At 44.9% G+C, this 16,549-nt stretch carries 14 protein-coding genes; 6 read left to right on the top strand and 8 right to left on the bottom strand.

Going from position 1 to position 16,549, the window contains the following annotated elements:
- Positions 1-139 precede the first annotated feature (139 nt).
- The 4 genes from L5M38_RS10920 to L5M38_RS10905 all read left to right on the top strand — a co-directional run bounded on the left by L5M38_RS10920 (position 140) and on the right by L5M38_RS10905 (position 4,468).
- Positions 140-1,696 (top strand): GGDEF domain-containing protein, encoded by a 1,557-nt coding sequence (locus L5M38_RS10920; RefSeq protein WP_105249767.1) that lies wholly within the window; start codon positions 140-142, stop codon positions 1,694-1,696.
- A 56-nt stretch (positions 1,697-1,752) separates the two neighbouring features.
- Positions 1,753-3,108 carry a nucleotide 5'-monophosphate nucleosidase PpnN gene (ppnN, locus tag L5M38_RS10915; protein WP_028760679.1) on the top strand — a complete coding sequence of 452 codons (1,356 nt, stop codon included), beginning with the start codon at positions 1,753-1,755 and terminating at the stop codon, positions 3,106-3,108.
- Between the two features lie 20 nt (positions 3,109-3,128).
- Positions 3,129-3,935, top strand: a complete 807-nt coding sequence (xni, locus tag L5M38_RS10910) for a flap endonuclease Xni (RefSeq protein WP_263179089.1) — start codon at positions 3,129-3,131, stop codon at positions 3,933-3,935.
- A 110-nt stretch (positions 3,936-4,045) separates the two neighbouring features.
- On the top strand, positions 4,046-4,468 hold the full coding sequence (locus tag L5M38_RS10905) for a DUF3192 domain-containing protein (RefSeq protein WP_028760680.1): 423 nt from the start codon (positions 4,046-4,048) through the stop codon (positions 4,466-4,468).
- Positions 4,469-4,567: 99 nt separating this feature from the next.
- Here L5M38_RS10905 and L5M38_RS10900 read toward each other — a convergent pair whose 3' ends face one another.
- On the bottom strand, positions 4,568-7,402 hold the full coding sequence (locus tag L5M38_RS10900) for a S9 family peptidase (protein ID WP_263179088.1): 2,835 nt from the start codon (positions 7,400-7,402) through the stop codon (positions 4,568-4,570).
- 254 nt (positions 7,403-7,656) lie between these two features.
- Here L5M38_RS10900 and L5M38_RS10895 point away from each other — a divergent pair, with 254 nt between their 5' ends.
- Complete coding sequence (locus L5M38_RS10895) at positions 7,657-8,664, top strand: isocitrate dehydrogenase (RefSeq protein WP_113941031.1); 1,008 nt, start codon at positions 7,657-7,659, stop codon at positions 8,662-8,664.
- Positions 8,665-8,884: 220 nt separating this feature from the next.
- Here L5M38_RS10895 and rlmM read toward each other — a convergent pair whose 3' ends face one another.
- The 4 genes from rlmM to L5M38_RS10875 form a co-directional block, all read right to left on the bottom strand.
- Complete coding sequence (rlmM, locus tag L5M38_RS10890; protein ID WP_011846285.1) at positions 8,885-9,970, bottom strand: 23S rRNA (cytidine(2498)-2'-O)-methyltransferase RlmM; 1,086 nt, start codon at positions 9,968-9,970, stop codon at positions 8,885-8,887.
- A 177-nt stretch (positions 9,971-10,147) separates the two neighbouring features.
- Positions 10,148-10,540, bottom strand: coding sequence for a DUF423 domain-containing protein (locus L5M38_RS10885; RefSeq protein WP_263169974.1), 393 nt, complete (start codon positions 10,538-10,540; stop codon positions 10,148-10,150).
- A gap of 28 nt (positions 10,541-10,568) precedes the next feature.
- Positions 10,569-11,243, bottom strand: coding sequence for an alpha/beta family hydrolase (locus tag L5M38_RS10880; RefSeq protein ID WP_263169971.1), 675 nt, complete (start codon positions 11,241-11,243; stop codon positions 10,569-10,571).
- Positions 11,224-12,135 carry a transcriptional regulator GcvA gene (locus L5M38_RS10875; protein ID WP_105249769.1) on the bottom strand — a complete coding sequence of 304 codons (912 nt, stop codon included), beginning with the start codon at positions 12,133-12,135 and terminating at the stop codon, positions 11,224-11,226. The genes L5M38_RS10880 and L5M38_RS10875 overlap by 20 nt, the downstream gene beginning before the upstream one ends.
- A gap of 227 nt (positions 12,136-12,362) precedes the next feature.
- Between L5M38_RS10875 and L5M38_RS10870 the strand changes: the two genes are divergently transcribed.
- A complete protein-coding gene (locus L5M38_RS10870) occupies positions 12,363-12,599 on the top strand; it encodes a hypothetical protein (protein ID WP_028760686.1) in 237 nt (78 codons plus the stop codon).
- Positions 12,600-12,734: 135 nt separating this feature from the next.
- Here the strand turns inward: L5M38_RS10870 and thiI are convergent, their stop codons facing one another.
- From thiI to pomA, 3 genes are all read right to left on the bottom strand, one after another.
- Complete coding sequence (gene thiI, locus L5M38_RS10865) at positions 12,735-14,189, bottom strand: tRNA uracil 4-sulfurtransferase ThiI (protein ID WP_028760687.1); 1,455 nt, start codon at positions 14,187-14,189, stop codon at positions 12,735-12,737.
- A 450-nt stretch (positions 14,190-14,639) separates the two neighbouring features.
- Positions 14,640-15,572: a flagellar motor protein MotB gene (locus L5M38_RS10860; protein WP_131522981.1), complete on the bottom strand. Its 933-nt coding sequence runs from the start codon at positions 15,570-15,572 to the stop codon at positions 14,640-14,642.
- A gap of 3 nt (positions 15,573-15,575) precedes the next feature.
- The gene (gene pomA / locus L5M38_RS10855) at positions 15,576-16,343 is read right to left on the bottom strand and encodes a flagellar motor protein PomA (protein WP_263140359.1); all 768 of its coding nucleotides are present in this window, start codon (positions 16,341-16,343) and stop codon (positions 15,576-15,578) included.
- Positions 16,344-16,549 lie beyond the last annotated feature (206 nt).

Here is a 16,549-nt window from a genome sequence, read left to right as displayed (position 1 = left end):
ATTAATCACAGAGTCACAGGTAAATCGCATTTGCACTCTACGCCCAGTGTTATAACATTAGTATCATATGAGTTAACAGCTAATCTGGACATAGGATTGTCATGTTTTTTAGCCTTGCAGAGTTAGGACAATACTCAGGATGAAGGATTCAAGCGCTACAGTTTCACAACTTGCCTTGCTGCAACAGAAACTCCATTCGGCCAAACTTGCCCTTGATGAAGTTAATGAAGATAGAAATGCAAAGTTACAGACATTACTCCAATTTATTGGTCACTTAAGCCTCGCCTGTAAAGGGCAAAATCTTGAGCTGGATAATAAACTCGCCAAACTTCGCCATAACTTAAATACGTTTGAGCGAGTCGATGAGGCATTGCCAGAATTAGTTGATGTCGAGCGCCTGCTAAAAGGCCAATATCACCATGTGATGGTACAACTCGAAGAGAGTCGTACTGGTTTGTCACAGGTGATCCGTCAGATCCAACGCGTTAACTCTGCACCTGAAAAGCTCAAAAAAGAAGTCAATTACTTCAAGCAAGATCTGGCAAAACCTTTTCATACTGTGTGGGAATATATACCTAAAGTTAAGCAAATCATTGGCTTCTACGAAACCATATTACAGCTACAATTTAGCGAATCTGAAAAACTTGATGTCTTACCAAAACACAGGCAGCTAGCCCATGAGCTGGCGCAGATGATTTCGGAAATCGAGTTCCGTAAAGATCAACGTGACCAAGTATTAGTGATCAAAGAAGTACTCTCTTCTGAGATTGAAGTTGATAGCTTGCTCGAAGCCTACCAAACCATTTTAGCGTTATTGCTTGATAACATCGCCCGCGAGAAATCAGCATCCCAAGAGTTTTTGTTTGCACTCAATGATGCCTTAGCCGCGGTGCGTGAGGTAGTGAGCGAGTCTTACAATCACAATCAACGTAGCTTCCAATTAAAAACCCAGCTGAATCGTGAGATTAACACCCGCGTCGATAATGCAGGTGAAATCATTATCGATGTGGAAGACGTCGTTGACCTTAAAGCTCAACTAACAGAGCAACTTAACTCTATCCGCTCGGCATTAGCCCGTAAAGAAGCCCTAGAGCAAAGAGAGCAAGCTCTGCTGCGCAAGTCGATGGAGACAATGCGCAAAGAGCTTAATGAGTTAAGTAGTGAGGCTAACACCTACAAAGAGCGTTTGTTTGAACAACAAAAACTCAACTTACTCGACAGCTTAACTCAATTGCCTAACCGTGCTGCATTAGAAGAGCGCATGGAGCTAGAATACCGTAACTATCAACGGCATAAGTCCCCGCTGTGGGTTGCCGTTGCCGATATCGATCACTTCAAAACCATCAACGACAGTTTTGGCCACAGCACAGGTGATAAAACCTTGCAAGTTATAGCAATGGCATTGAAAAACTCCCTGCGAGATACAGAATTTGTAGCCCGCTATGGTGGTGAAGAATTTGTACTGCTATTACCTGATGTGGCACCTGCTGATATCGCTCAACTTTTAAACAGAGTGCGCGAGAAAGTAAAAAATATTCCATTTAAATTTAAAAATCAGAGAATTACAGTTACAGTATCTATAGGGGCTGCGCAAGTTATGGGAAGTGAACTCATACATGAGACCTTTGAACGCGCCGATGCAGCACTCTACAAAGCGAAACACGAAAGCAGAGACAGGGTTGTGATTGACGTATAATTAAGCCCCACTATACGCCTCCTCTAATCACTCCTGTCATGACGAAGGAGTGGTAAATGATAGTAAAAGTCAGCCCAAAAGGCAGCATGGATCAGCTTTCGCAACTTGAAGTTGATCGACTCAAAAATAGTGCCAAAAGTGCCCTATACCAACTGTACCGCAACTGCTCCTTAGCAGTGCTTGCCGCGGGTTTAAAAACCGACAACTCTAAAGCCCTATTCGAGCAATACCATGATTTCGACATCAACGTTCTACAACGGGAGCGTGGGGTAAAATTAGAACTGATCAATCCCCCCGAACAAGCCTTTGTCGATGGTCAAATTATCACGGGAATTCAAGAGCATCTGTTCTCAGTCTTACGCGATATCCTTTATATCAGTGATAGATATGACTCACTAAAACACATTAATCTGACCAATGCCCACCATATCACCAATGTGGTGTTTGATATTCTGCGTAATGCACGGGCGATAGCACCGATGAAAGACCCTAATGTGGTCGTCTGTTGGGGCGGACACAGTATTAATGCCATCGAATACCAGTACACACGTGAGGTAGGTTATCAACTTGGCCTGAGGGAATTAGATATTTGTACAGGCTGTGGTCCTGGTGCGATGGAAGGTCCGATGAAAGGTGCGGCGATAGGTCATGCCAAGCAACGGATTAAAAATGCACGATATATTGGTTTAACTGAACCAAGTATTATTGCCGCCGAGCCACCGAATCAAATTGTCAATGAACTGGTGATCTTACCCGATATTGAAAAGCGCCTCGAAGCTTTCGTGCGCTTAGGCCACGGCATTATTATCTTCCCTGGCGGTGCTGGCACCGCTGAAGAATTGCTCTATATATTGGGTATTTTACTTAACGAAGAAAACCAACAAACGCCTTTCCCGCTGATACTCACAGGCCCAACGGAGAGCGCAGATTACTTCATTAAGATTGATGAGTTTATTGCCTCAACCTTAGGACCCGAAGCTCAGAAAAAGTACCAAATTATCATAGATAATCCCACTGAAGTGGCACGCATCATGAAGCAAGGAATGGAGCAAGTAAAAGCCTATCGCCGCTCAACGGGTGATGCTTACCAATATCAGTGGGCACTGAAGATTGAGTCTGAGTTTCAGTTACCTTTTATCCCAAGCCACGAAGTGATGGCAAACTTAGATCTACACTTCCAAACCAATAAAGCCGAACTTGCCGCCAACCTGCGTAAAGCGTTTTCAGGTATAGTGGCGGGTAACGTCAAGTCGGAAACAATCAAGCACATAGAGCGTGATGGACCCTTCCAATTAAAAGGCGATCCTAAGCTCATGGATATGATGGATAAACTCTTAAGTGCATTTGTACAGCAACAAAGAATGAAGCTTCCAGGAAGCGCCTATATTCCTTGCTATCAAATAGTGAAATAGAGAGCGAAGCAACAACACTCATGAACATGTTTTTAATCATCGATGGTCTCAACTTGGTTCGCCGCATCTATGCGGCGATCCCCGATGAATCCGATATGCAAAGCCTCACAGAGCGCGTCAGTTTGGCGTGCACTAAACTGCTGCGTGTGCATCGCCCAACCCATGTAGCTATCGTGTGGGATGGGGATGAAGTCTCATGGCGTAAACAGCTTTACCCCGATTATAAGAAAGGCCGTAAACCTATGCCTGAGCCGCTGGCAAAAGGCCTTGCTGCGCTGCAAGATCACTTAACCATGATGAACATTGGCTCTATTTATGCGGCGGCTGAAGCCGATGATGTGATTGCCACTCTAGCGATAAAAACCGCCAAAGCGCAGGGTGAAGCCATTATAGTGTCCACCGACAAAGGTTTTAGTCAGCTCAATCATCGCCAAATCAGCCAGTGGGATCACTTTAATCAGCAGTACTTAGATATCGCTGCATTGGAACAAAAACTCGGTGTCGAGCGCAATCAATTTCTCGACTTGATGGCATTAGCTGGCGACAGCGGTAATAAAATTCCTGGTATTGCGGGCATAGGCCCTAAGTCGGCTGCCGAATTATTGAAAACCTTTAGAAGCTTACCAACCTTGTTTTCATCGCTATCTAACTTAGGCGCTAAACAAGCCAAAAAACTTGCCGAAGGTAAGGAGATGGCAAGACTCAGCTATAAGCTCGCACAGTTACAAACAGACCTGCCACTCAATATTAATTTAAAAGATTTTCGCGTGATGAACTCCTTGCCTGATAATAACTGCCTGCCTGAAAACCCAATCAATCCTGCCTAAACATCTGTTAATATAAAGTTGCAATTAACGCATTTACCTTAGAACAACAAAAGCGTATTTTATGGACGTAATAACGTGACTCATTTAATGAGGTAAAGGAATAACTGTAAATGAAATCAAAAGTTTCGGTAATCATCGGTAGCATTTTTGCCGCCTACGTCGCCTTTGTCGCTGTGGTGGTACTCGTTTATGAACCTACGCCAGATGACATGAGTTGGGAGGACCGACAGTCCTATAACAGCCAAAAAATGAACGAGTTAGCGCTAGGGCAAAATATCGTTTCAGTAAAACAGTTACTAGGTAAAGCTGACTTTTCAGAGGCCAAAGCCGTAAAAGAAACCAAGCTACAGGTGCTCTTTTATCGCACTCACCATGAAAAATCAGACGGTGTAACCACGAAAGAGGAATGTACTCCACTTATTTTTGAAAATGATCAATTGATTGCTTGGGGCCAAGATACCTATAAGCAATATCTCGATGCAGATACTGACACAGCCCTCAGCTCTGCCCAAGAGACATTAACCAGTAAATAAATACGACTGACAGTTAAATAAAAACGCCACCGAATCGGTGGCGTTTTTATTTTGACAATCAACGAATTGACTCAGTTGTAAAACAACTAAGCCAATTTCCTATTCATCATCGGCCTTATACTCAACATAGGCTTCACCTTTGCTGAGCCATTCTGGCGCAGGTTTTCCCTTCAGATAATGGTCGAAATATTGCATCATGCGAATGCTGTAATCGAGCTTGTTCGGGTACTTTTTCAAGTGATGCGGCTCATCCTCGTATTGCAAGAACACCACATCTTTACCCGCACGGCGCATGGCTAAGTACATTTCAACACCTTGTTCCCAAGGCACTGCATCGTCCTTATCACCAAACATGATCATCAAAGGCGTTTGAATACGGTCAGCATAAAATACTGGCGAGTTTTCAATGTACTTTTGCGGCGCGGCAAACAAACTTGCGCCAATACGACTCTGTCCGGTTTCATATTGGAACTGACGCGCAATGCCTGTGCCGTGGCGAATACCGCTATAGGCACTGGTCATGTTCGATACTGGAGCACCTGCAACCGCCGCCTTAAACATCTTAGTTTGAGTAATGGCAAACGCCGTTTGATAACCACTCCAAGAATGACCTTGCAAACCAATAGCATCGGGTTCGGCAATACCTATCTCAATCAGCTTTTGCACGCCAGACGTGAGCGCTTGCACCGAACTCGCACCTGGGTAACCAATTTCAAAGCGAATATCCGGTAGGAACACCGCATAGCCATTATTGATGTACCAAGCAAAGTTAGGTCTGTGGTTAATGTTCATCTGCGGGAAGGCATGCAGTCTATCCGTCATAAAGCGATAGTAATAAACCAGTACAGGATAGCGCTTACCCTCTTGATAATTCGTCGGCTTGATCAGCACGCCATCTAACGGTTTACCATCGCCATTTGTCCAGTGAACTAACTCGGATTGGCTCCAGTTAAAGGCTTGACGCTGCTTATCTAAATCGGTTTGCTTAACTGCATTTTGCGGTGCGCTATAGCTGGCCGTATACAAGTCAGGGAATAAGTCAAAACGCTCCTTAGAAAACACGATAATATCGGCATCTTTACTGCGTCCCAATACTGTCAGCTTATACTCACCTTGCATCAACGTCTTCACGCCTGCTTCGCCCAAGGTGGCTTGATAAAAACCATCGGCCTTGGTTTTATCACTATAACCGTGGAGTAACACAGTTGCGTTATAGGCAAGCTCTGTCGGCTCATCGGGATTATCGACTAAGCCCTCAAGGCGATATTGAATTTTCTGGGTGCGTCCTTTACCTGCGGTTAAGGCAAAACCCGCCTTAGATTCGGTATTAAACTGCCAAACATCGTATTTGTCGTAAACCAAGAAACCCGCATCATTTTTAAGCCAAGGACCAAAACCATATCCTGGAGCACTGGATGGATAATCGTGGTCTTCATCGGCAAAACTGACCTTTAGGGATTTTGTAAGATTAGTACGACGATCCTCTTCAATATCATAGAGATACACATTACCTTGCTGATAATAAGCCACATACTTGCCATTTCCCGACAGTATAGGCTCGGCATCACTCGGCTGTTGTGTCAAAAATGGCACTTTACTGCCAGTATTAATATCGACCAGATAATAATCTTGGTAGAACCCTGCCCACGTCGCCATCTTGCGGTAGGACAAATCTGAACTGGCCAACATAAAGCGTTTATGTTGTGAAATCGTCACATCTGGAACAGTTTTATCGCCAAGCTGCACCACGTTATTCGAACCTAAATGCAATACCGCAAGGTAAGTGCGTTTTTGCTCATCCTCATATTGCTTGATTTCATTAGGTTTAATCCGTGGATCATCCCCATGCCACACCTTAAGCCCACGCTGTCCGGTGACAATATTTGTATCGAACAGGTCTTTTTCTTCGGTGATCTTCTGCAAACTGAGCTGTTGACTCACCTCAGGTACGCGGCCAAAGAACAGCCGTTCGCTATCCAATGAGAAGCTTAAGCTAGTGTAGCGATTCAGTTTCCACTCGGGTGATTCAGGGGGGTTACTGATTTTGCCCGACTGCAAATCGACCAGCGATAACTGATAGCTGCGGCCATAGGGCAATTCACTGTCTTTGCCCTGCGTAAATGCAAGCCAACGACCATTTTTAGCCAGCGCTAACGCACCAATCTGTTGGCTAAGCGAATAAAAGACAACGATTTTTTTGTGAGTGTTTAAATCGACTAACTGCAATTGATGTTGCTTATTGGTGATATCGTTCACTGCCAGCGCGAGTCTACGGCTTGCCTTATCAAAAACATAGCCAGTAACCTGCTCGACATCAATTCGCTTTGTTTGGTCTTCTAAACTGAGCAACGTAAAACGTCGACCTTGGTCAAACTTATCGACCTTTGGCTTATCAATATTCGCAGGGCTTTGTGTGCCTGCTTCAGCGAGTTTTTCGGTAGTTTTAGGCTCAGCATCTTTTTTGGACTCTTCATCAGCCTCAAACCAAATCGCCAGATGCTTACCGTCATCACTGAACACAAATTCCTTCACACGCTCGAAGCGAGTTTGCGTGCCAGTTTGAGTATCGAGCAACACCATGTCGGATTTGAGTTTTTTCTTCGCCTTGGCATCACTCGTTTCACGCGTGAGAAAACTCGGTTTAACCACCACAGCTACATAACGACCATCGTGGTTCACCAAGGGATCTGACCCCCCCGCGATTTGATAGCTTTGCTGCGACAGGACATTTTTCACAATGACGTGACTATCCCCGCGATCGGGCGCAGACTCGACCGCGATGACTTGCCCCTTATCTGAGATAACCGGCTTTTCAAGGGATTCAAAATGCATAATGTCTGTTAGGGTGAGCGGTTTAGTGCTGGTTTCAGCCTGCACTGCTGGCAATATTCCAAGGGATAACAAAACCAGAGATGTGATAGGGATTAACTTCAATGTCTTCCTCTTTTATATATTTGTTAGACTAAAGTAGACTTTTTTAACCATTGGCTCTCCATCATGGTGAGAACCCAGTATTTTTACAAGTTATACCACATAAAAAATCGTGATATTGCTCACTATTTCCTGTGAAGTTTGACCAAAGATGGTTAAAATAATAGGCAGAAAAAATACCAAATTCATAGTCCTGCTATCCAGTTAGCACTGGGGCAGACAATTGCAGTAACGACGAACCGTGGAAGGACTTCTCCATGTCAAAAAGAACGATAACCGTAATTCCAGGTGATGGAATTGGCCCAAGTATTATTGATTCAGCCTTAAAAATTCTTGATAAAGCGGGCTGTGATTTTGAATATGAATTTGCCGATGCCGGCCTGACTGCACTTGAAAAGCAAGGCGAGTTACTGCCAGCACGCACTTTAGAACTCATTGAAAAAAACCGTATCACGCTGAAAGGGCCGCTGACGACTCCCGTTGGTGAAGGCTTTACTTCTATCAACGTAACCTTGCGTAAGAAATTCGGTCTGTATGCTAACGTACGCCCAGTACTGTCTTTCAAAGGTACCCAAGCCCGTTACGAAAATATCGATATCATCACAGTACGTGAAAACACCGAAGGCATGTATTCTGGCCATGGTCAAAAAGTGTCTGAAGATGGTTTAACGGCAGAAGCGACCAGTATCGTCACTCGCCAAGGTGCTGAGCAAATCGCCACTTTCGCCTACGAACTAGCTCGCAAAGAAAACCGTAAGAAAGTCACTATCGTGCACAAAGCTAACATTATGAAGTCAACGTCAGGCCTTTTCCTGAAAGTGGCCCGTGAAGTGAGCCTACGTTACCCTGACATCAAAACAGAAGAAATGATCGTCGATGCAACGTGCATGAAGTTAGTGATGAACCCAGAAAACTTCGATGTGATCGTGACGACCAACCTGTTCGGTGACATTTTATCGGACCTGTGTGCCGGTTTAGTAGGTGGTTTAGGTATGGCACCTGGCGCAAACATTGGCCGTGATGCTGCAATTTTCGAAGCCGTTCACGGTAGTGCACCTGATATCGCAGGCAAAAACCTCGCAAACCCAACCTCAGTGATTTTAGCGTCTATCCAAATGCTGGAATACTTAGGTATGGCTGACAAAGCTGAGCAAATCCGTAAAGCGGTATCTGCAGTGATCGAAGAAGGCGACCGTACGACTCGCGATTTAGGCGGCACTCACGGCACGACTGACTTCACGCAAGCTGTGCTTGAGCGTCTGTGATCTCAATGCTGAGCGCGTTTAAGACGAGCCTAAAACGCGCTTGTTCAAGCAAAAGCTTAAAAGAAGCAAGCGCTTGAAACTCGAATGAGTAAACACAAAAAAGCCCCAAAGTTTCCTTTGGGGCTTTTTGTTATCTAGCTTTTAAACCTGCGTGGCTTTAAACCCGCATGACTATTACCATTCTAGCGACAACAAGATCACCGCAGGGTTAGCGCAGCAATTAATTCCACGCGGTATTAGGACGTAGCCATAAATGCACTGTCACTTCATCACGGTCGTGATAAAGATGCTTACACTGCACTTTAAAATCGGTCACACCATTCTCTTTAAGAATCGTCTGCATGGTCTCAAGAATGGCTGTCACTTCTTTATAGCGGCTCTTCATCGGTAATTTAAGGTTAAAAATCGCTTCCTTAAACCAACCGTTAATCGCCCAAGCTTCAATCAGTTCGGCAACACGCGCTGGTTTCTCAACCATGTCGCACACCAGCCAATAGATATTTTTACGTTGCGGTTCGAAACGGAAACCGTCTTCACGGTAATGTTTCACTTGGCCCGTTTCCATCAGTTTTTCATCCATAGGGCCATTATCAACTGCCGACACAAACATGCCGCGACGCACCAGTTGATAAGTCCAGCCACCAGGGCAAGCGCCCAAATCCACTGAGTTCATGCCACTGCGAATACGCTCTTCTTGCTCTTCCTTAGGCACGAATTGGCCAAAGGCTTCGTCGAGTTTCAGACTAGAACGACTCGGTGCATCCGCCGCCATTTTAAGGCGTGGAATGCCCATAAAATGTGGCGAACTGTTATTACTGTAGGAATAACCCACATAGGCACGGCCGGGGCCAATAAAACACACGTGGATAATCGGACGTTTTGGATTTTCCTGCGCTAGCAAGCTACCCGATTTTTTCAAATGCTGGCGTAAAGGCACAGTGAACTTACGGCAAAAAGCCGAGAGCTCTTTCGCTTCGTTAGTGTCAGGTGTTTCAACCCGCACTTCACCCGCTTTGCTGACGTCACTGAGCGCCGCAACGATTGGGCTTATTCTGTCATTTTCAGGTAAGTCGACTAACAAGTCGCTAGCAGCAAACATCTGGCGGGCGAAAATGAGCGAGTCTAAAGGTAGTTGTTTGACTAACGTATCAGCAGCGTCGTCTTCAAAACATTGGTATACAACATAAGCGTCGTTATTGTTGGCCTTAACAAAGCCACCCACATTGAGCTCACCGGCTCGCTGTTGGATTTCTGCAGCGCATTCTTTTTCAAAGCCTGCGCGGCAAAATAAAAATAGGTTTTTCATGGGGATCCCTGAGAAATCCAAGCCAAAGCATTGGCTGACTATCGATTTGGGCGCCAGTATACCAATTTCAATCCACAAATGCCCTATTTGCCTACTGCTGAACCTTGAATTGCGATTAGAGAAATAAAAAAGGCTTAGGTGCGCCCTAAGCCTGTTAACTCACATAAGCATCAGCGATTAAGACTCATGACCGTCGATAACTTTGTGACGCCATACCGCGGCGGCAAATAATAACCAACCGAGTAAGAAACAACCACCCCCCATAGGCGTAATAGGACCTAACCACTTAGTCCCAAACAAGGCCAGTCCATATAGTGAGCCCGAAAATAGTATTATGCCTGCGACAAAGAGATATGCCGACCAGTCCAGTAAACGCGAGGTTAACCATTGGCCCGAGAAGGCAACCATGATGAGGGCAAAGGTATGGTAGAAATGATATTGCACACCTAAGTTAAAGACTTCAATTAAGTTTGGTGGCGCGACCGCTTTTAAACCATGGGCACCAAAAGCCCCTAAGGCGACGGCTAAGAATCCGCTCACGGCGGCGAGTAACAATAGACCTTTACGCATTTAACGCTCCTGCTGGAATGGGATTAACTCATTCAACATTTATTCGCTTAACATCAAGCTCACGAATAAAATCACTTGATAAATCAATAGCACGTGCAAGGTTAGCGGCTTCACTGGTGCCTGATGACTTTCTTGGGACAAAACTATGATCGCCATCGGTTATCCAAGCCAATCCTATCGCAGCTTTCAAGGGCCAGCTTGGGATCTGCGCTTTGCCACCAAACTTATCCCGCTCACCCTGTACGACTAATACTGGGACTTGGCATTCATTCAAAGGTTCCAATCTAGGCTCGCCGCCTTTGAGTGGCACAAAAGGATAACCTAAACAAATCACCCTATCGATGTGCGCCGCTGATGTAGGATCGCAGGCTAATAGGGCCGCCATACGACCGCCCATGGATTTCCCCATTAACACCACACGTTCAACTTGTGGTTGTGAGTGGGCGATATCGAGCATCTGTGTAAAACACGCGAGCAATTTAGGCGCACGGTCCGGTGGACGCCGTTTACCATCTACAGCATTCGCCTGCATATAAGGAAAATTAAAGCGCATCACTCGGAAGCCCTGAGCAACGAATCCCGCCGACATGGCCTGCATAAAATCAGAATCCATGTTAGCACCCGCACCGTGGGCCAATAAAATCAAAGTACTCGCAGGCTCCCCTTCTAATACATAACTCGGCTTATCCGGGCAACAACTCACTGCGAGACTCCTCGGCAAACATGTCTAACATCCATTCACGAAACGCCACCACTTTACCCAGCTCAGCATGGTTTTGCTGGCAAACTAAGTAGTAAGCATCTTTACTGACCAAGACTTCTTGGAATGGGCACACAAGTCGCCCAGCTTTGATATCGGGGCGAGCCAGCACGCTGTAACCCAGAGCAACCCCTTGACCGTGGGCCGCCGCCTGCAATACCAAAGACGAATGACTGAAAATAGGTCCTTGATTCACATTAATATCGGTAATGCCACATTGCCTAAACCACGCCTGCCAATCGTGACGATTCATATCATGTAATAGCGTGTGATACTTTAAATCGCTCGGTTTTGAGAGTGGTTTAGGACCGTTGAGCAACATGGGCGAACACACGGGAATAAGCACTTCGTTTCTGAGCTTATCTGCACGTAGCCCAGGCCAATTACCTAAGCCATAATAAATAGCCACATCCACATCATCGGTTAATGAACTCGCTTCAGTATCAACGGCCTTTATTCGCACATCGATATCGGGATTTTTCTCACTGAATTTAGCCAAACGTGGCACTAGCCATTGAATCGCAAAACTGGGCGACATACTGACAGTCAGCGAACCAATCGCACTGCGGGCGAGTAATCTGTCGGTAGCATCGGCAAGCTGAATAAAGATATCTTTGATGTCGAGAAAATAGCTTTGCCCTTCTTCGGTTAATAGCAAAGAACGGTTCTTTCGACGAAATAATTTTAATCCGAGGAAATCTTCTAATGCCTTTATTTGATGGCTCACCGCAGCCTGTGTAACAAACAATTCTTCCGCTGCCCGCGTAAAGCTCAAATGCCGCGCGGCTGCCTCAAAAGCTTTAACCGCATTAAGCGGTGGTAATCGTCTCGACATAGTGATCTCAGTCTCGTTTTTTAATTAGTTTTTCTAATCCGTATTGTTACATTTAATCGTTTGTAAAGGCCAGCGTTTTTGGTTAAATTTTGCGCCAATGAAACAGCTTATCAACGAAACACCAATAGCGATGAAACATCCATAGCTATGAAATACCTAAGTTAGACAATCTCAAAGTTGATGATGGGAATGTCTGACAGCGTTAATTTGTCAGCCCGGAGGCGACTATGTTCAATTTAAAATCGGCATTTGCGTTAATATTAGTCTCAGCACTCAGCTTTAATGCCAGTGCAAATGTACTCGTTGACGAAATCGTCATTGACACAAGCGACTTGCAAGCCAATATCACTGCAGATTTAACCGCTGCAATGAATAAAATGCACCAAGAAGTGCTACAAGAAGCCACTCTGCTGATTGCCACAGACGATGTCGCATCTCATCAGCAAGTCGTTAAAGCCGAATAACCTAAACGACACTGAAACTCAGGTCGCGCTCAGTAAGAGCAAAGAAAAAGCCGCATTAATATGCGGCTTTTTTGTACTTAAATAGCAAATCAATCCCACTGACGATATACGGCAATGGGCAGGTTTTCGCCCGACTTATGGGCGATACACTTTCACGTTCGTGTAACCTTGCTCGATTAAATACAATGCCTGCAATTTACTCATCACCCCACGCTCACAATAAAGCAAATAAGTCTTTTGCTTATCGAGATCGGCAAACTGAGTCGCTAACTTGAAGAATGGGATGCGCTTTATCTCAATACCTTCAATTTGCAGCGGTTTACTTTCCTCTTCTTCAGGGGCACGAATATCAATGACCACTTGGTTGGTATCGATACTGGCAACCGTTTCAGTCTCAGTAATCCGAGTATCCATTTGTTCTGCGATCTCCCTGATATCGATAGTGACAGATTGGGCGATGATCTGATCGATCAAATCCTCAGAGAACTTTTTCTCTTCCGCTTCAACCTTAGCTAATACCGCTTTTACCGTTGGCTTTTGCGAAATTACGCCGCAATATTCAGGCATTGATTTAGCAAAATCTTCGGTGCCGATTTTACGGCTCTCGTTGATAATGTCTTGCTTATCCATGGCGATTAAGGGACGTAGAATCAATAACTCAGTACAACGGTCGATGACGTTTAAGTTGGTCAGGGTCTGGCTAGACACTTGGCCTAAACTTTCACCGGTAACTAAGGCTTGAATGCCCATACGCTCGGCGATACGCGCCGCGGTACGCATCATCATGCGTTTCAATACAACGCCCATTTGACCGTTATCGATACGCTCTAAAATCTCAGCAACCACAGGCTCAAAAGGCACAGAGATAAACTTCACTTTATGGGATTCACCGTAGGTTTTCCACAAATGGTAAGCCACTTGTTTAACACCAATTTCATGCTGTGCGCCGCCCAGATTGAAGAAGCAGTAGTGGGTACGAGCGCCTTTTTTGATAAATTGATAGCTAGAAACGCCAGAGTCAAAACCACCCGAAATCAAGGACAATACATCTTCCTGTGTTGCCATCGGAAAACCGCCTAGACCTTCAATACGCTTAGTCACCATATAAAGGTTATCGCGCTCAATCTCTAAATTAACGGTAATGTCCGGATTCTTTAAACGCACGCCTAGCGCATCGGTAAACTGGTTTAAGCCACCACCGACATAACGTTCAACTTCAATAGAATTAAAATCATGATCGCCAGTACGCTTTACTCGCACGCAGAAGGTTTTACCCGCGAGTTGGTCACGGTAAACAGGCAAGACTTGCTGATAAATATCATCAACAGATTCAAAGCTGTACTCATCCACTTGCACTACGTGTGCAATGCCAGGAATACACGCCAGACGCTCACCGAAAGCTTGGGCCAATTCAGGCTTATCCTTTGGTACCATCACCATAATGCGGTCCCATTGACGCTGCACTTTTGCATCTTCGTCAACTTTTTTAAGCACATTACGGATGTTAGTTTCGAGCATTTTGGTGAAGCGCATGCGTACAGGCTTGCTCTTCATCATGATTTCTGGATACAGCTTTACAATAAACTTCATGGGATTTCCGCGGGCAATTTTAAAACAGCAAAATTGGTTAAAAGAATAATCGGGGGATTATATACCCAAGCAACCTAAAAAGGCGAGTTTCAGCGCACATAGCCAACAGCGACACAGGCCAAATTTGTGGCGTATTCATCGCGTATTAATGACTAAATCACGGCAGCTAATTAGGCTGAAATAATGTCACTAAAGCCTATTCGAATGGTTTGAATTTCCCTGCTTAAAATAAGTGATTTGAGATAAATCATTAACAATAAGTCGTTGAGGGATAGTTAAGGAAACTTAGGGATTACACACTCAATGTGATTAACGTAAAGCCCAAATGGATTTAAATCAACCACAGAAATTTGATGCATAACACTTTAACTAAAAGGGAAAAGTCCACATTAGCTCAATAAAAAAGCCGCAAGATTATTGCGGCTTTAGATTGGGAGAGTATCTAAACACTTAAGGCGAATTACCGATCTGAATTTCTTCAGACTCCTTAGCTTTACCTTGCTCAATAGCAATTTCAACCCTGCGGTTACGGGCACGATTTTCCGGAGAATCGTTAGGGACAATCGGATTGTTAGACGCCATACCAACCACTTTCATTCGATTAGAATCAAAGCCGCTGACCTGTACTAACTCATGGGCCACTGCCACGGCACGTTTGCTGGATAAATCCCAATTAGAACTATAGAGCTCATCGCTTATTTGCATATCATCCGTGTAACCTGACACTGTGATGACACCTGGCACATCTTTTAACAATTCGCCGACTGAGCGTACCACAGGTTTAAATCGAGGCTGCAGGAAACCTGAGCCAGAAGCAAATGAACCCTTCTCACGTATACGAATAATAATCTGCTGACCTAATGACTCAATTTCAATCGCTCCATCGGTGATCTCTTTATTGAGCTCCTGCGCCATCTTCTTCACTTGCTGATTGATCTTTTCTTGCGCCGCTGCCGCTTCCGCTTTAACCGCATCGGCCACTTCTTGCGCCGTAGCACTCGCTTCGCCACCCCGCTGAGAACCATTTTGCTGCTGCACGCCTCCCGCACTATCGTCTTCACCCGCTTGGAAATCCAATACAGGTTCAGTCATTTCATTCGTTTGCTGGTTAATGATTTCAATCGGAGTCGGATCGGGGCGACCTGGTCTAAATTCTAAGGCAATGACAGAAGTCCCTTTCGGGATGTCTTTAACTTCCACCTTATTTTGCACACCAAAGGCATACTTCATTGAGCCCGCGATCTGTTTAAACTTCATCACGTCCATTTCAGAAAATGACAATAACAACACGAAGAAGCACATCAACAGCGACATCAAGTCGGCAAATGTTGCAAGCCACATAGGTGCTCCGGGCGGTGGACAGTTGCACTTAGCCTTAGCCATTGGCTACTCTCCGTCCGTTGTATCTATTTTGCGATTTTTCTCAGCCAGATAATTTTTCAAGAAGCCTTCAATCACCCTAGGGTTTTGTCCGTCTTGAATCGCCAATACCGCATCCATAATAAGATTACGGTTAAGCATTTCTTCTCCCATCCTAATTGTTAGCTTATCCGCGATAGGCAAGCAAACCATGTTAGCGACCATAGCGCCGTATAATGTGGTTAACAAAGCAACGGCCATCGAGGGACCAATAGATTTAGGATCTGACATGTTAGATAGCATGGCCACAAGACCCACAAGCGTACCTATCATGCCCATCGCTGGGCCAACATCGCCAAAGGCTCTAAATATGCCAATCCCCGTCCGATGACGTTCTTCCGTTAGAGCGATATCCTTCTCTAGGGCTGCACGCACCACTTCACCATCGTGACCGTCGACCAACATATCAACAGCCTTTTGCATAAAAGTATTGGTAATTTGAGCTTCTTCTAATGCCAAAAACCCCCCTTTACGGGCGGCATCCGCCATAGTGACTGACTGCTCAATCAAATCTTCTGGTTTATCAATCTTAAATACAAAGGCTTTCAAAGCAATTTTAACGGCACTAAAAAACTGTTTAAGAGTGAACTTCATCATTACCACGAAGAAGGACCCACCGAACACAATCAGGATCGAGGGCACATCAACGAAAATCATCAAGCCGCCACTGGTCACCATAGCGCCGAGAATAAAACCAAAGGCTCCCACAATTCCGATTATTGTTGCTAAATCCACAACGGCTCCTCAATTTTCGTAATAAACGACATAATACTTACTCTGGGTAAGCAAGAACACTCAGTTATTCTACCGAATAAGATAATCCCACCGACACACATACGAGCCTTGTTTATCCAGTTAAAAATTACCATACAAATGATGATACTATTGTCAGTTATCGGACACACACTAAGCAAGTTTAGCGACAATTTATATTTTCTGGA

The sequence above is a fragment of the Shewanella sp. SM101 genome (assembly GCF_025654465.1).
GTDB classification, from domain to species: Bacteria; Pseudomonadota; Gammaproteobacteria; order Enterobacterales; family Shewanellaceae; genus Shewanella; species Shewanella oncorhynchi.
The sequence above is the reverse complement of the archived record's forward strand: the minus strand, read 5'-3'. Positions and strand labels throughout refer to the sequence as shown.

Coding starts and splice junctions, on each gene's coding strand:
- L5M38_RS10920 (WP_105249767.1), top strand. CDS start 140: ATGAAGGATTCAAGCGCTACAGTTTCACAACTTGCCTTGCTGCAACAG.
- ppnN (WP_028760679.1), top strand. CDS start 1,753: ATGATAGTAAAAGTCAGCCCAAAAGGCAGCATGGATCAGCTTTCGCAA.
- xni (WP_263179089.1), top strand. CDS start 3,129: ATGAACATGTTTTTAATCATCGATGGTCTCAACTTGGTTCGCCGCATC.
- L5M38_RS10905 (WP_028760680.1), top strand. CDS start 4,046: ATGAAATCAAAAGTTTCGGTAATCATCGGTAGCATTTTTGCCGCCTAC.
- L5M38_RS10895 (WP_113941031.1), top strand. CDS start 7,657: ATGTCAAAAAGAACGATAACCGTAATTCCAGGTGATGGAATTGGCCCA.
- rlmM (WP_011846285.1), bottom strand. CDS start 9,970: ATGAAAAACCTATTTTTATTTTGCCGCGCAGGCTTTGAAAAAGAATGC.
- L5M38_RS10885 (WP_263169974.1), bottom strand. CDS start 10,540: ATGCGTAAAGGTCTATTGTTACTCGCCGCCGTGAGCGGATTCTTAGCC.
- L5M38_RS10875 (WP_105249769.1), bottom strand. CDS start 12,135: ATGTCGAGACGATTACCACCGCTTAATGCGGTTAAAGCTTTTGAGGCA.
- L5M38_RS10870 (WP_028760686.1), top strand. CDS start 12,363: ATGTTCAATTTAAAATCGGCATTTGCGTTAATATTAGTCTCAGCACTC.
- thiI (WP_028760687.1), bottom strand. CDS start 14,189: ATGAAGTTTATTGTAAAGCTGTATCCAGAAATCATGATGAAGAGCAAG.
- L5M38_RS10860 (WP_131522981.1), bottom strand. CDS start 15,572: ATGGCTAAGGCTAAGTGCAACTGTCCACCGCCCGGAGCACCTATGTGG.